The organism is Rhodanobacter sp. Soil_C_14 (assembly GCF_057657335.1).
In genome coordinates this window covers 246,257-259,816 of record NZ_JBDGIQ010000004.1, presented here as the reverse complement: position 1 = coordinate 259,816, position 13,560 = coordinate 246,257, and the positions used below count along the sequence as shown (strand labels likewise).

Annotated in this window: 14 protein-coding genes and 1 pseudogene; 6 read left to right on the top strand and 9 right to left on the bottom strand. The window is 67.1% G+C overall.

Annotation, left to right across the window (positions count from 1 at the left end; genetic code table 11):
- Positions 1–2 precede the first annotated feature (2 nt).
- The 5 genes from AC3A56_RS11885 to AC3A56_RS11865 form a co-directional block, all read right to left on the bottom strand.
- Complete coding sequence (locus tag AC3A56_RS11885; protein ID WP_487770460.1) at positions 3–329, bottom strand: cupredoxin domain-containing protein; 327 nt, start codon at positions 327–329, stop codon at positions 3–5.
- Positions 330–531: 202 nt separating this feature from the next.
- The gene (cgtA, locus tag AC3A56_RS11880) at positions 532–1,611 is read right to left on the bottom strand and encodes an Obg family GTPase CgtA (protein WP_204109002.1); all 1,080 of its coding nucleotides are present in this window, start codon (positions 1,609–1,611) and stop codon (positions 532–534) included.
- Between the two features lie 176 nt (positions 1,612–1,787).
- Positions 1,788–2,045 carry a 50S ribosomal protein L27 gene (rpmA, locus tag AC3A56_RS11875; protein WP_007806105.1) on the bottom strand — a complete coding sequence of 86 codons (258 nt, stop codon included), beginning with the start codon at positions 2,043–2,045 and terminating at the stop codon, positions 1,788–1,790.
- 19 nt (positions 2,046–2,064) lie between these two features.
- Positions 2,065–2,379 (bottom strand): 50S ribosomal protein L21, encoded by a 315-nt coding sequence (gene rplU / locus AC3A56_RS11870; RefSeq protein WP_487770459.1) that lies wholly within the window; start codon positions 2,377–2,379, stop codon positions 2,065–2,067.
- Between the two features lie 151 nt (positions 2,380–2,530).
- The gene (locus AC3A56_RS11865) at positions 2,531–3,046 is read right to left on the bottom strand and encodes a DUF2059 domain-containing protein (protein WP_487770458.1); all 516 of its coding nucleotides are present in this window, start codon (positions 3,044–3,046) and stop codon (positions 2,531–2,533) included.
- A 139-nt stretch (positions 3,047–3,185) separates the two neighbouring features.
- Here AC3A56_RS11865 and uvrA point away from each other — a divergent pair, with 139 nt between their 5' ends.
- The 3 genes from uvrA to AC3A56_RS11850 are packed head-to-tail and all read left to right on the top strand — an operon-like array spanning position 3,186 to position 7,210.
- On the top strand, positions 3,186–6,128 hold the full coding sequence (uvrA, locus tag AC3A56_RS11860) for an excinuclease ABC subunit UvrA (protein WP_487770457.1): 2,943 nt from the start codon (positions 3,186–3,188) through the stop codon (positions 6,126–6,128).
- Positions 6,125–6,568, top strand: coding sequence for an acyl-CoA thioesterase (locus AC3A56_RS11855; RefSeq protein WP_487770456.1), 444 nt, complete (start codon positions 6,125–6,127; stop codon positions 6,566–6,568). The genes uvrA and AC3A56_RS11855 overlap by 4 nt, the downstream gene beginning before the upstream one ends.
- Before the next feature lie 6 nt (positions 6,569–6,574).
- Positions 6,575–7,210, top strand: coding sequence for a helix-turn-helix domain-containing protein (locus AC3A56_RS11850; RefSeq protein WP_487770455.1), 636 nt, complete (start codon positions 6,575–6,577; stop codon positions 7,208–7,210).
- Between the two features lies 1 nt (position 7,211).
- Here the strand turns inward: AC3A56_RS11850 and AC3A56_RS11845 are convergent, their stop codons facing one another.
- Positions 7,212–7,712, bottom strand: coding sequence for a GNAT family N-acetyltransferase (locus AC3A56_RS11845; RefSeq protein ID WP_487770454.1), 501 nt, complete (start codon positions 7,710–7,712; stop codon positions 7,212–7,214).
- Between the two features lie 188 nt (positions 7,713–7,900).
- On the opposite strand from AC3A56_RS11845, the gene AC3A56_RS11840 reads away from it, so the two are divergent.
- Together AC3A56_RS11840 and AC3A56_RS11835 are read left to right on the top strand one after the other, a co-directional pair.
- A complete protein-coding gene (locus tag AC3A56_RS11840; RefSeq protein WP_487770453.1) occupies positions 7,901–9,355 on the top strand; it encodes a DUF4139 domain-containing protein in 1,455 nt (484 codons plus the stop codon).
- Between the two features lie 19 nt (positions 9,356–9,374).
- The gene (locus AC3A56_RS11835; protein WP_487770452.1) at positions 9,375–10,136 is read left to right on the top strand and encodes an enoyl-CoA hydratase/isomerase family protein; all 762 of its coding nucleotides are present in this window, start codon (positions 9,375–9,377) and stop codon (positions 10,134–10,136) included.
- 65 nt (positions 10,137–10,201) lie between these two features.
- Here AC3A56_RS11835 and AC3A56_RS11830 read toward each other — a convergent pair whose 3' ends face one another.
- The 3 genes and pseudogenes from AC3A56_RS11830 to bamJ form a co-directional block, all read right to left on the bottom strand.
- Positions 10,202–11,056, bottom strand: a complete 855-nt coding sequence (locus tag AC3A56_RS11830) for a sulfurtransferase (RefSeq protein WP_487770451.1) — start codon at positions 11,054–11,056, stop codon at positions 10,202–10,204.
- Positions 11,053–11,858: pseudogene (locus AC3A56_RS11825) on the bottom strand (NUDIX hydrolase). The gene AC3A56_RS11830 and the pseudogene AC3A56_RS11825 overlap by 4 nt, the downstream one beginning before the upstream one ends.
- 27 nt (positions 11,859–11,885) lie before the next feature.
- Positions 11,886–12,614, bottom strand: coding sequence for a BamJ family beta-barrel-assembly machinery protein (gene bamJ, locus AC3A56_RS11820; RefSeq protein ID WP_007806123.1), 729 nt, complete (start codon positions 12,612–12,614; stop codon positions 11,886–11,888).
- Between the two features lie 158 nt (positions 12,615–12,772).
- On the opposite strand from bamJ, the gene AC3A56_RS11815 reads away from it, so the two are divergent.
- Complete coding sequence (locus AC3A56_RS11815) at positions 12,773–13,555, top strand: enoyl-CoA hydratase/isomerase family protein (protein WP_056714976.1); 783 nt, start codon at positions 12,773–12,775, stop codon at positions 13,553–13,555.
- Positions 13,556–13,560: the final 5 nt, after the last annotated feature.

Sequence of the window (13,560 nt, the reverse complement as noted above, 5' to 3'; positions counted from 1 at the left end):
CGCTACTCCACCACCAGCGTGCCCTGGGCCGTGGGCTGGTGGAAGTCGCCGTAGAAGCGGTAACGACCCGGCTTGAACGGACCGATGAAGATGCTGATGCGGCTGTTCGGCATCACGATCTTCTCCGCCGGAAAATCATCGCTCTCGAACTCCTCCGGTGACGGGTCCTGGTTGACCAGTTCCACCTTCACCCGGGTATTGGCGGGAATATGCAGCTCGGCGGGCTGATAGCGGTGATCTTTCAGGGTCAGCGTGTAGCCGGGCACGTCGGTCGCGCTGGCCAGCAGTGGCAGCATCAAGGCGAGCAAGGCGGGCATCAGGATTTTCATGGCTTGGTCGTGCCTCATCAAGTTGATTGATAATCATTATCAACCATGGCGACAAGAAAGCCCGCATTCAAGCCTCCGCCCGACAAGGCACGGGTCTGGCATCGCTGCGGGCAACGGGCGTCATTCTGGCAGCAGAATGCAAGCGGGCCCCTGATCTGGATCAGGAGCCCGGCTGGAATCGAGGGCAGCGAGCCGTCGCAGTTCAGTCCTGCGGCGGTTCCCCGCGCAGGCGCACGTCGTTGGGCAGCATGTCGGTACGCTCCCGGTTTTCCTCGCGCTGGGACTCGAAGAAACGCTGCACCTGCTGGCAGACCGGCATGGTGTTGTCGCGGGTGGCCGCGGAGACCAGGAACCACGGCGCGGTCCAGCCCAGCTCGGCGACCACCTGCTCCGCCGCTGCCTGGCGTTCGTCCTCGGCCAGCAGATCGGCCTTGTTCAGTACCAGCCAGCGCGGACGCTCCAGCAGTTCGGGATTGAACTTCTCCAGCTCCTGTTCGATGGCCCGCACCTGGCCGGCCACGTCGGAGCCGTCGATCGGCGCGATGTCGACAATGTGCAGCAACAGGCTGGTGCGCGACACATGACGCAGGAACTGGATGCCCAGTCCGGCACCTTCGGAGGCGCCCTCGATCAGGCCGGGGATGTCCGCGATCACGAAGCTCTGGTCGGTGCCCAGGCTGACCACGCCCAGGTTCGGATGCAGGGTGGTGAACGGATAATCCGCCACCCGCGGCGTCGCCGCCGACACCGCGCGGATGAAGGTCGACTTGCCGGCATTAGGGAAACCGAGCAGGCCGACATCCGCCAGCAGGCGCAGTTCCAGCTTCAGCTCGCGCACGTCGCCCGGCGTGCCCGGCGTGGCCTTGCGCGGCGCCCGGTTCACCGAGGTCTTGAAATGGATATTGCCCAGTCCGCCCTTGCCGCCCTGGGCCACCAGCATGCGCTGGCCGTGGCTGGTCAGGTCGCCGATCACCTCGTCGGTGTCGACATTGGTGATCATGGTGCCGACCGGCACGCGGATCGTGGTGTCCTCGCCGCCCTTGCCATACATCTGGCTGCCCATGCCGTTCTCGCCGCGCTTCGCCTTGAAGCTGCGCTGGTGGCGGAAGTCGATCAGCGTGTTCAGGCCCTCGTCGGCCACCAGCCAGATCGAGCCGCCGAAGCCGCCGTCGCCGCCGTCGGGGCCGCCGAACGGGATGAACTTCTCGCGGCGAAAGCTGATGCAGCCATTGCCGCCGTCACCGGCCATAACCTTGATGTGTGCTTCGTCGACGAATTTCATGGGGGAGCCGGGAATAGGGAATGGAGAATCGGGAATGGGAAGAGCGCGCAATCAGGATAGGGTACGGGACTTGCGGAAACCCCGCTTTTACCATTCCCGATTCCCCATTCCCGATTCCCTGCCGCAAACGAAAAGCCCCGCCGAGGCGGGGCCTTCGCTATCGCATCGCGACAGGCTTACGCCTGGACGACGTCGACGAAACGGCGGTTCTTGTCGCCACGGATGGCGAACTTGACAGTGCCGTCGATCAGCGCGAACAGGGTGTGGTCACGACCCAGACCCACGCCCACACCCGGATGGAACTGGGTGCCGCGCTGACGCACGATGATGTTGCCGGCTTCGATGGCTTGGCCACCGTAGATCTTGACGCCGAGGTATTTCGGGTTCGAATCGCGACCGTTGCGGCTGGAACCTACGCCTTTTTTATGTGCCATGACTCAATGCTCCAGTTGCTCAGGCGTTGATGCCCGTGATCTCGATTTCGGTGAAATGCTGACGGTGACCCTGCTGACGCTTGTAATGCTTGCGGCGGCGGAATTTGATGATGCGGATCTTGTCGGCACGGCCGTGCTTGCGCACGGTGGCGCTGACGATGGCGCCCTCTACAACCGGCGCGCCAACGACGACCGACTCACCGGTACCGACCATCAATACCTGGTCGAAACTGATGGTGGCGCCTTCTTCGGCGGTCAACAGCTCCACGCGCAGGACGTCGCCCTGCATGACGCGGTACTGCTTGCCACCGGTCTTGATGACTGCATAACTCATGGGAATGCCCTTCTGTCGTTATTCTCTTGGGTATCGCCATGACCCTTTACAGGTCTGGCGAACCGCGGATTATAGCGACGTGACCCCGCGCTGGTCAATTACTGACCACGCCGGACCCGAACGGCCTTGCCGCGCCCCCGCGGCGAGCCGTTCAGTGGCCCGGCCCGGGCGCTGGAACGGCCGGCTTCGCCGCCGCGGGACTGGCCGGACACTGGCCATTGGCGTCCAGCGTACCCTTCTGCTGCAGCTGCCTGATCATCGTCTGGCCGCGCTCGCGCCCCCAGGCCTGGCCCACCTTCATGCCCTCGGCCATCGTTACCGGCATCTGCGTGATGACCTTCTGGCCCAGCGGGGAGCGGTAGAACTTCAGCAAGCCGGCGACATCCTGGGCAGTGAAATGGCGCTGGTAGATCGGCACCATCTGGCCCAGCAACTGCCGGGTGCCGCTGGCGTCGATGAAACCCTGCCAATAGGACGCCGGAACGCAAGGCACGGCCTGACCCATCACAGTGACCATCTGCGTGTTCATCTGCCCGAACATGCGATCCATGTGCATCACCTCGAACAGTTCGCGCACCTGCTTTTCGCTCGGCTGCGCGGCAACTGCCTGTCCGGCGGCGCCCAGCGCCAGTGCTGCGGCAGCAGCGATTCCCGCCCATTTGTGCATGACTGGCCTCCGTACGGGTGAAACCGGCATTTAGCCACAGCCGGAACGGTGAGCCAAATCGACCGCCACCTGACGCCGTCGACACTGAACCATCAAAACTCCTTGGTATAGTAATGGTTCCCCCCCATATCCGGCGTCCATGGACACCATACGCATCCGCGGTGCGCGCACGCACAACCTCAAGAACATCGACCTCGACCTGCCCCGCGATCAGCTGATCGTGATTACCGGCCTGTCCGGTTCGGGCAAATCCTCGCTGGCCTTCGACACGATCTACGCCGAAGGCCAGCGCCGCTACGTGGAGTCGCTTTCCGCGTACGCGCGACAGTTCCTGTCGATGATGGAGAAGCCCGACGTCGACCACATCGAAGGCCTGTCGCCGGCGATCTCGATCGAGCAGAAATCCACCTCGCACAACCCGCGCTCCACCGTGGGCACGATCACCGAGGTGTACGACTACCTGCGCCTGCTGTACGCCCGCGTCGGCACGCCGCGTTGTCCCGACCACGGCATCCCGCTGGAAGCGCAGACGGTGAGCCAGATGGTCGACGCCACGCTGGCACTCGATGCGGAGACCCGCTACATGCTGCTGGCGCCGGTGATCCGCGAGCGCAAGGGCGAGCACGTGCAGGTGTTCGAGCAGTTGCGCGCGCAGGGCTTCGTGCGTGCCCGCGTCGACGGCGCGGTGTACGACCTCGACGCCGTGCCGCCGCTGACCTTGCGCCAGAAACACACCATCGAAGTGGTGGTCGACCGTTTCCGCCCGCGCGACGACATCAAGCAGCGCCTGGCCGAATCGTTCGAGACCGCGCTGCGGTTGGGCGACGGGCTGGTGATCCTGGCGAACATGGACGATCAGTCCGCGACGGAGCAGCTATTGTCCTCGCGCTATTCCTGCCCGGTCTGCGACTACTCGTTGCCGGAACTGGAACCGCGACTGTTCTCGTTCAATTCGCCGGTGGGCGCCTGCCCATCCTGCGACGGCCTCGGCGTGACCCAGGTGTTCGACGCCGCGCGCGTGGTCGGCCACCCCGAGCTGGCTCTGTCCAGCGGCGCGGTGCGCGGCTGGGATCGACGCAACGCGCACTATTTCCAGTTGATCCTGTCGCTGGCGGCGCACTACGGCTTCGACGTGGACGCACCGTGGCAGAAGCTTCCAACGGACGTCCAGAAGGCCATCCTGTACGGCAGCGGCAAGGAACGCATCGCGTTCCGCTACATCACCGAACGCGGCGGCAAGGTCACCCGCGAACATCCGTTCGAGGGCATCCTGCCCAACCTGGAACGGCGCTACAAGGAAACCGAATCCGCCGCCGTGCGCGAGGAGCTGGCGAAGTACATCAGCGACCAGCCCTGCCCGGTCTGCGAAGGCCAGCGGCTCAACCGCTCGGCGCGCAACGTGTTCGTCGCCGACCATGCGCTGCCATCGCTGACCCATCGTTCGATCGACGACGCGCTTCAGTTCTTCGAAGAACTGAAGCTCACCGGCTGGCGTGGCGAGATCGCGGTGAAGATCGTCAAGGAAATCCGCGAGCGGCTGACCTTCCTCAACGACGTGGGCCTCAACTACCTCACGTTGGATCGCCAGGCCGACTCGCTGTCCGGTGGCGAAGCGCAGCGCATCCGGCTCGCCTCGCAGATCGGCGCCGGCCTGGTCGGCGTGATGTATGTGCTGGACGAACCCTCGATCGGCCTGCACCAGCGCGACAACGAACGCCTGCTCGGCACGCTGACCCGGCTGCGCGACCTCGGCAACACGGTGATCGTGGTGGAGCACGACGAGGACGCGATCCGCATGGCCGACCACGTGCTCGACATCGGCCCCGGCGCCGGCGTGCACGGCGGCGAGATCGTGGCGCAGGGCAGCGTGCAGGACATGCTGGACTCGCCGCGCTCGGTCACCGGCCAGTTCCTCTCCGGCGCGCGCGCGATCGAGGTACCGAAGGAACGCCGCCAGCCGATTGACGACGAGTCGTGGCTGCACCTGAAAGGCGCCAGCGGCAACAACCTCAAGAACGTCGACCTGGCGATTCCGGCCGGCCTGTTCACCTGCGTCACCGGCGTCTCCGGATCGGGCAAGTCGACCCTGGTCAACGACACGCTGTTCCGCCTCGCCGCCGCCGAATTGAACGGCGCCAGCACGCAGGCGGCGCCGCACAAGTCCGTCACGGGCATGGACCTGTTCGACAAGGTGGTCGACATCGACCAGTCGCCGATCGGTCGCACGCCGCGCTCCAACCCGGCCACCTACACCGGCCTGTTCACCCCGCTGCGCGACATGTTCTCGCAGGTGCCGGAGGCGCGCTCGCGCGGCTACACGCCGGGCCGCTTCAGCTTCAACGTGCGCGGCGGCCGCTGCGAGGCGTGCGAAGGCGACGGCATGATCAAGGTGGAGATGCACTTCCTGCCCGACGTCTACGTGCCCTGCGACGTCTGCCACGGCAAGCGCTACAACCGCGAGACGCTGGAGATCCTGTACAAGGGCCACACCATTGCCGACGTGCTCGACATGACGGTGGAGGACGCGCTGAAGCTGTTCGAGAACGTGCCGACCATCGCGCGCAAGCTCGACACGCTGCGCGCCGTGGGCCTCGACTACATCAAGCTGGGCCAAAGCGCGACCACGCTGTCGGGTGGCGAGGCGCAACGCGTGAAGCTGTCCAAGGAACTCTCCAAGCGCGACACCGGCCGCACGCTCTACATTCTGGACGAACCCACCACCGGCCTGCACTTCCACGACATCGAGCAGTTGCTCGACGTGCTGCACCAGCTGGTCGACCAGGGCAACACCGTGGTGGTGATCGAACACAACCTCGACGTGATCAAGACCGCCGACTGGGTCGTCGACCTGGGCCCCGAAGGTGGCGCAGGCGGCGGCCGCATCCTGGTTGCCGGCACGCCGGAAACCGTGGCGTCCACACCCGCATCGCACACCGGGCATTTCCTCGCGCCGCACCTGAAACCGGCCAAACCGAAAAAGCCGGGCACCGCCAAGCGGGTCAAGGCGGCCACCAAACACATCGCATCGGCCGACAAGTACAAGCCGATGCGCGGCAGCGGAAAAAAGAAGAAGCCTGCATGAGCAACCTTTCGCCCGGCATTGCCGAAAACGGAACCGGGGCGTCCGACGTCCCCCTGTTCGTCGCCTCGCTCGGCGTGCGCTGGCGCGACCTCGACGCGTTCAACCACGTCAACAATTCCAGCTACCTCACCTACCTGGAAGAGGCGCGGCTGCAGTGGCTGAGCCACGTGCCCGGCCCCTGGTTCGACGAGCACGCGATGCCGGTGATGGCCGCCAGCCAGATCAACTACCGTCGCCCCATCGCCTGGCCTGCGCAACTGCAGGTGCAGTTGTTCTGCGAGCGCATGGGCACCAGCTCGATGACCATCGCGCACCGGGTGATCGACGCCGACCAGCCCGACCGGCTGTACTGCGACGGTCACGTGGTGATGGTGTGGATGGACCCGGCCAGCGGCAAGCCCGTGCCGCTGCCCGAGGCGATCCGCGGCGCCGCCATCTAGCCGACCATGCGCATCCCGGTCGCCCGCACCTCATTCACGGTCCGCCCGGGCGGCTCCGGCTGGGTCGAGACGATTGCAGGCGCGCGCCATGACTGGCGCTTCCGGCCGCACTTCCACGCCGGCGACGAAATCGTCGAGGTGCTGGCAGGCCGGGCGCGGCTGCGCCTTCCCACGACCTGCCGCGAGGTTGCCGCCGGCGACAGCGTCGTGGTGCCGGCGGGCGTGATCCACCGCTTCGAGCCGGTAGACGGCAGCGGCTGGGCGTTCATCTCGCGTTTCGTGCCGCCAGCCACGAAGAATGTCCCGGCTGGCGGTCCCCGCGATGCGCTGGGCGTGCAAGCCAGGGCGTTGCTGGGCGAGCGTCCCTCGTTGCACACCGACGTGGAAGCGATCGCGCAAGCCTGCGCGGTTTCCTCCGGACATCTGGCGCGCACGTTCCGCCGCGAGACCGGCAGCAGCCTGCACAACTTCCACGTCCTGCTGGCCCTGCACAAGGCCAAGGCCTTGTTGCGCGATCGTGCCTTGATCATCGACGCGGCGCTCGAAGCGGGCTTCTACGACCAGGCCCATCTCAACCGCGAATTCGTCAAGACGTTCGGCATGACTCCCGCCGCCTTCCAGGCGGGCTGGGCAGCGGTATAACTCAGGGCGTCCCCGGCTCGAGCTCAAGCGCCATGTACAGCGTGTCCGGCAGCGGGTTGTCGTAGTACGGCGGTACCGGGCGAAAGCCCAGCGCGACATACAGCTGCCGCGCCGCCGTCATCGAGGCCAGCGTGTCCAGCAGCACGCGCACGTAGCCGGCCCGTGCCGCCGAGGCGATCACCGCTTCGGCCAGTCGTCGCCCCAGCGCCTGGCCGCGCGCCGCAGGTCGAACATAGAGGCGCTTGATCTCGCATGTGCCCGGCTCCAACCAGGGGCGCAACGCCACGCACCCCTGCACAGATCCTGCACCATCGCGCGCGATCAGGATCGCGCCCCGGGGCGGCGCGTACTTGCCGGGCAGCTGTGCCAGCTCCGCGGCCACGTCCTGGAAGGAAAGGTCGATGCCGAGGCTGTCCATGTATTCGAGGAACAGCTCGCGCACGATCGCGGTTTCGTCCGGCAGCCGGGCCGCTGCGATATCGATCGTCGAAGTAGCGGACATGGTGGGTCTCCATGCGGAATACGCACGCCACGATAGTGAATCCCCGGCGCCAGCGCTTGGACAATCCTGACCAGCACGGGAACAGGTGCAAGTCAGGCGTCCACCGCACACAGCGACGCAGTCGGCACGCGGCATACGCCCGCCCTCGTTATGATGGCAATCCACTCCCCACGATGGAATGCGCCCCCATGACGACGCCACATCGCACCGTCCTCGCCTTCGCCTGCATCGCCGCCCTTGCCGGCACATCCGCGGCGCATGCCGCCGACGCCACCGAACTCACCCTGTATCGCAGCGACAGCGCTGCGCTGTATGCCGGCAACGATGGCGGCAATGTCAACGACGGCTATGCCGTGGTGCGCGAACAGCGCACGCTGGATCTCGCCGCGGGCACGCACGACGTGGTGATCGGCGACCTGCCGAATTCGCTCGACGCCGAGGCGCTGGCGCTGGGCTTTCCCGAAGGCAATGCGAAGGTGGTTTCGCAGCGCCTGCTGCTGGCGCAAGGCGCGAATGCGGCATTGACCGGACTGGTCGGTCATGCGGTGGAAGTGCTCGGCGCCGGCGGCCTGCCGCTGGCCAACGGCACCCTGCTGCGCGCGGGTGACGGCCTGCTGATACGCGGCGTTACCGGCACCACGCTGGTGCGCAACTACGCCTCGGTGCGCAGCACCGACGGCAAGTTCCCGCTCGGCTCCAGCCTGAGCCTGCGCGTGGACGCCGCACGCGCCGGCACGTCCCGCGCCGTGCTCAGCTATCCCACCTCGGGCCTGGGCTGGCGCGCTGCCTATGTGGCGACGCTGCAGCCGGGTGCCACCTGCCGCATGCAGTTCGAAGCGCGCGCCAGCATCGCCAACCGCAGCGGGCGCGACTGGCACGATGCGAAACTCACCCTGATCGCCGGCGAGCCGAACATGGCCAAGCCGTCGGCGCCGCAACCGATGATGGCGATGGCACGCGGATTCAACGCGAAGGCCGACGCCATGCCGCAACAGGACAGCATCGGCGACTATCGCAGCTATGCCCTGCCCGGCGCGATCGAGCTGCCGGATGGCAGCGTCAGCCAGGTGCCGCTGTATGCCAGCCGCGCGATGGATTGCACACGCACCGCGTTGTACGAGAACGGCGGCAGCTTCCAGCCGCAGCAGCCGATCGTGAACCGCGACTTCAACCAGGGCGGCGGCAACACCATCGTCAGCACACTGCAGCTGAAAGCCTTCGACAGCCTGCCGGCCGGCTACCTGCGCGTACTCACGGCCGACCGCAACGGCACGCCCCAGTTCATCGGCGAAGGCCGCATCGAGGACACGCCCAAGGGCAGCGACGCCACCATCACCCTGGGCACCGCGTTCGACCTGCGCGCCGAACGCGAGCGCACCAGCTTCAGCATCGACAAGGCCGCCCGCACGATGAACGAAGCGTTCCGCATCAATTTGAGCAACGCCGGCGAGAGCGCGCGCACCGTGACGGTCCGCGAGCATCCCGGCCGCTGGCGCCAGTGGGTACTGGTATCTTCCAGCAGCAAGCCCAGCCAGCAGAATCCGGACACGCTGGAGTTCCGCATCGAGGTGCCCGCCCACGGCAAGGCCGTGCTCGATTACGCGGTGCGCTACAGCTGGACCGCCGACGAACAGCCGCAATAATCATTGAACGGAGTCAACCATGCTCAACCTGATCAATCACGACGCGATCCGCGAGATCCAGCTGGCCCGGCCGCCGGTCAACGCGCTGAACCTGGAGCTGGTGCGGGCGCTGCACGCCGCCATCGATGAGGCAGTACGCGACAACGTGCGCGGCATCGTGCTGTCCGGCGCCCAGGGACTGTTCTCCGCCGGGGTCGACGTGCCCGCCCTGCTCGCCTGCGACCGGGCCGGCGTGCGCGAGTACTGGCGCGAGTTCTTCGCGTTGTGCGCCACGCTGGCGCGCTGCCCGGTACCGATGGTCGCCGCAATCACCGGCCACAGCCCTGCCGGCGGCGCCGTACTGGCCCTGTTCTGCGACTACCGCGTGATGGCTTCGGGCCCGTTCCGGATCGGCCTCAACGAGGTGCAGGTGGGCCTGATCGTGCCCGAATCGATCCAGCTGGCATTGCGCCGCGTCGTGGGCACTTACCGTGCCGAACGCCTGCTGGTGGCCGGCGCGATGATCGAGTCGGACGCGGCACTGGCCTGCGGCTTCGTCGACGAACTGACCGGCGTGGACCAGGTCATCACCCGCGCCCTGCACTGGCTGGGCGAGCTGCTGGCGCTGCCCTCCAACGCCATGCTGACCACCCGCCGGCTGGCCCGTGCCGACCTGGCTGGCGTCTATGCCGACGTCGACGCGCTGCCGCTGGATGAATTCGTCGACGCGTTCTTCCATCCAGAAACGCAGGCGGTGCTGCAGGCGCTGGTGGCGAAACTGAAGAGCAAGAGCGAGAAGTGAGTGGCGAGGAGTGAGAAGAGAAGGTGGGAGTCGATAGCTCTATCTCGCTTCTCACTCCTCTTCACTCACTCCTCGCCCTTGGCCACCGGCCGCGACGGGTCGCTGACCCAGCCGCTCCATGACGGCGCGTACAGCCGCGAGCCGTGCAGGCCGGCGTGTTCCATCGCCAGCAGGTTGTAGCAGGCGGTGACGCCGGAGCCGCACATGTGCACGGCCTGATCGGGCGCGGCATCGCCCAGTACGGCGGCGAATTCCTGGCGCAGCTGCGCCGGCGGCTTGAAACGGCCGTCGGCCTGCAGGTTGTCGACGTACGGGCGATTGCGGGCGCCGGGCACGTGACCGGCGGCGCGATCCAGCGGCTCGACCTCGCCGCGATAACGTGCGCCGGCGCGGGCGTCGATCAGCAGCGGCGCCGGCGCGGCATGCAGGGCCGCGTGGTCGACGATCACCTGGCCCACATCGCGGGCCAGCGTCACCTCGGTGGACATGCGCGGCCGGACGTCCGTTTCCAGCGGCAGGCCAGCCGCCTGCCATGCGGCGATGCCGCCATCGAGCACCGCCACGTTGCGCACGCCGGCCAGCCGCAGCAGCCACCACAGACGCGCCGCCGCCAGCGCCCCCGGCCCGGTGTCGTAGCTCACCACCTGCAGGTCCGGCTTCCAGCCCCAGCGACCGAGCACGGCGTTAAAGGCCGACGTCGATGGCAGCGGATGCCGGCCCAGTCCCTCGGGCACGCGCGACATGTCGGAAAGATCGCGCTCCAGGTCGGCGAACACCGCGCCGGGAATGTGGCCGGCCAGATAGGTGCGCTCGCCTTGCGTGCGGTCGGCCAGGTCGACGCGGCAATCGACGATCAGCACCTCGTCGGACGGCAGCGCCGCCAGTGCACCGACATCGATCAAGGTGGTCTTCAGCGTCATGTCCGTCCCATCCTCTGCAGCAGGTTGTAGAGCATCGAGGCGGTGGCGCCCCAGATGCGATGGCCGCCGTGGACGAATTCCACCATCGGCCGGGTCTGGCCGCGGAACTCCATCGTGTAGCGGCGCAGGTTGGCTGGCTCCAGCAGGAACGCCAGCGGCACTTCGAAGACTTCGGAAACTTCATCCGGCGCCGGATACAACTGCGCACTGACGTCGATGCTGGCCACCACCGGGGTGATGCAGAAGCCGCTGATGGTCTCGAAACGGTCGAGGTAGCCCAGCGGCTTCACCAGCTGGCGATCCAGCCCGATCTCCTCCTCGCTCTCGCGCAGCGCGGTGGCCAGTGCGTCGTCGTCGGCGGGATCGGTGCCGCCACCGGGAAAGGCCACCTGACCGGCGTGCGCCTGCAGGTTGTCGTTGCGCACGGTGAGCACCAGCCGCGGTTGCACGCCTTCGCGAAAGCCCACCAGCACGGCCGCCGGCCGGCGCTCGGTGGTGCCCAGCAGCTGCGCCATGTCCGCATGGTTCCAGCCCGGGCCGGTCGGTGGCGACGACAACGGCAGCAAGGCGTCGATCAGGCCATCGATGCGGTCGTCGATCATGGTTGCCGGCGCAATGGCAGGACCTGCTGCATCACGTACCGGCGTTCGGCCTGGCTCATCATGCGCCAGCGGCCGATCTCTTCGCCGCTGCGCTGGCAACCGATGCAATAGCCGCGCGGGTCCAGCCGGCAGGTGCCGATGCAGGGCGTCAGCGGGGCATCGTGGGCGGCGTCTTCAGCGCGGGCGGGATCGTTCGACATGACCCCGGGATGTTATCACCGCAGGGGTCACGGCCGGGCCGGGTCGGACTTGATCGCCAGCAGCTCGATCTCGAAAACGAGTGCCTCGTTCGGACCGATGCGCGGCAGGGCGCCCGCCTCGCCATAGGCCAGCCGCGGCGGAATCACCACCTTCCAGCGATCACCCGTATGCATGCGCGGAATCACGTCCTGCCAGCCGGGGATCACCTTGTCGACGCTGAAGCTGACCGGCGCACCGTGTGCCCAGGTGCTGTCGAACTCGGTGCCATCGATCAGCATGCCGCGATAGTTCACCGTGACCAGGCTGGTCACGGTGGGACTGACCTTGCCGTCGCCCTTGCTCAACACCCGATACTGGATGCCCGACGGCAACTGCACCACGCCGGGCTGCTGCCGGTTGCTGGCCAGGTAGGCGGCGCTCTTGCGTGCATTCGCCGCGGCGATCCGCTTGAATTCGCTCAGCGCCTCGGCGTGCATCTGCTGGTCGAGGCGCTGCAGCTGCTGGTGCATCTCCTGCATCGACACGCCGGGCCGTCGCCTGGCGTAGGCATCCTCGATCGCCTTCACCAGCACCGGGATCTCCACATCGGGCTTGCCGTCGGCGAACTGGCTGCCGATCTGGTATCCGATCGCGTACGACAGGCTGGCCTTGTCCGTTCGCGCCGGTGCCGGAGCAGCGCTCTGGGCGCAGGCCGCGCCGGCAACCAGCAGCAGGCCGAACGCGGCGCAACGCAGATGTGTGATGCCTTGTTCCACCGATCCTTCCTCTCGCCGGCGCGAGCCTTGATCCCGAGCAACATCCTAAGCGGTTCGCGCATCCCGTGCAGCGGATCGCGCACGTGGCTTGAGAAACCCGGCGGCGGCAAAGGTTCCCGCTGCTACCATCGGCGGCTTGCAACTGTCAGGAGCCAGCCATGGCCTATCGCAATCTCGAAATCGGCAACCGCGGTGCCGTGCGCACCATCGTCGTCAACCGTCCGGACAAGCTCAACGCACTGAACCGCGACACCTTGAACGAACTGACCCTCGCCTTCGCGCAGGCCGGCCAGGACGACGCCGTGCGCGTCGTGGTGCTGACCGGCGCGGGCGAGAAGGCCTTCGTCGCCGGTGCCGACATCGCCGAGATGAACGGCTATACGCCGGTGCAGGCGCAAGGCTTCTCGCGCACCGGCCAGCGCCTGATGAGTTCGATCGAGCGGCTGGGCAAGCCGGTCATCGCCCGCATCCAGGGCTTCGCACTGGGCGGCGGCATGGAGCTGGCGATGGCCTGCCACCTGCGCGTGGCCAGCGAGAAGGCGAAATTCGGCCAGCCGGAAATCAACCTCGGCCTGATCCCCGGCTTCGGCGGCACCCAGCGCCTGCTGCGCCTGGCCGGCCGCGGCGCCGCGCTGGAACTGTGCCTGACCGGCGCGGTGATCAACGCGCAGCGCGCGTTCGAGCTGGGCATCGTCACCCGCGTCGTCGCGCCCGAGGCGCTGGACGAGGCGGTCGACGCGCTGGCCGATCAGCTGGCTGCTGCCGCGCCGTTGGCCGCGGCCGGCATCCTCGACGCGGTGCTGCAAGGTGGCGAAACCGCCATCGACCAGGGCCTGGAATTCGAAACCCAGGGTTTCGCGCTGGCGTTTTCCACCGAGGACATGCGCGAAGGCACCGGTGCGTTCCTGGAAAAGCGCAAGGCGGAGTTCAAGGGGCGCTGAGGCCC